This window comes from Liquorilactobacillus sicerae, assembly GCF_029916425.1.
In the GTDB taxonomy this organism is placed as follows: Bacteria; Bacillota; Bacilli; order Lactobacillales; family Lactobacillaceae; genus Liquorilactobacillus; species Liquorilactobacillus sicerae.
Map to the genome: position 1 here is coordinate 1 of NZ_JAHAVQ010000050.1, position 814 is coordinate 814.

2 protein-coding genes and 1 pseudogene are annotated in these 814 nt (G+C 32.9%); 1 reads left to right on the forward strand and 2 read right to left on the reverse strand.

Annotated elements, in window-relative coordinates; all coding sequences use genetic code 11:
• On the forward strand, window positions 1-206 hold a 206-nt coding region (locus KH893_RS11100; RefSeq protein ID WP_281166185.1), incomplete at its 5' end, for a hypothetical protein.
• Here the strand turns inward: KH893_RS11100 and KH893_RS11105 are convergent.
• Entirely contained in the window at window positions 183-395 is a 213-nt protein-coding gene (locus KH893_RS11105; RefSeq protein ID WP_010580663.1) for a DUF3923 family protein, read from the reverse strand. The two genes, KH893_RS11100 and KH893_RS11105, sit on opposite strands and share 24 nt — an antisense overlap.
• A gap of 153 nt (window positions 396-548) precedes the next feature.
• Window positions 549-814: pseudogene (locus KH893_RS11110) on the reverse strand (SPFH domain-containing protein); the annotation flags it as partial.

The window sequence follows — 814 nt, forward strand, 5'->3', positions numbered from 1 at the left end:
TTAAATTATCATTATTACATCAAAAAAGCCATCCATTCCGCAGAACAGATAGCTTAATAATTCAGCTATACCAATTGAAATTGCAAGTTAAGCAATTTTATTTATCAGTACTACTTGAAAAAGAACCTTTCTTTCAATATTTTCGAGGGGTTATTGAAACTTATAGACCCTATAATTTAGTTTTACTTTCTATGCTTAACAAATAGCAGTAAGACAAGTTGGATCAAGATGATAAAAATAAAGAAAACCACTAGCACAATAAAAGCAGCTAATTTAGTTGCTGGCGTTTGAATTGTTCCAGCTCCATCAACTTTTCTAATAAAAATTACAAAGCTTAATATACTGAAGATGATTAGCCAAATAAGATTACTTAACCACCAAACTTTTAACTTCATGTGTTTTGGGTTACTCCTTCTTTTGGTACTTTTTATGAACTATGAATAGTTCAGGTAATTTGATAATTATTAAGAAAAATTGGCAATTGATTATTTAATCCTAGCTGAAAAATTATTTGAATATCTTATTTGGATATCTTTATCCCTTCACTTTCACTCTTGTTCCAACATTTTTTTAATGACTGGGACCTGTCCCAAACTAGTGATCTCGTCTTTGGGCATGACTACCAAATTGCTATTTGAATTGGCAAGCTTAATAAAAGCCGCAATGCTCTGATCCTTAAAATAATTCTCATCAACTTCTTTTAAAGCTGCCGCAACTTTAGCAATCCGATAATTTTCGGCATCTGCTTGGGTGCGAGTTGCTTGGGCTTGCGCCTGAGCTGTTTCAATCAATGCCCGATTTCTAGCATCCGTTG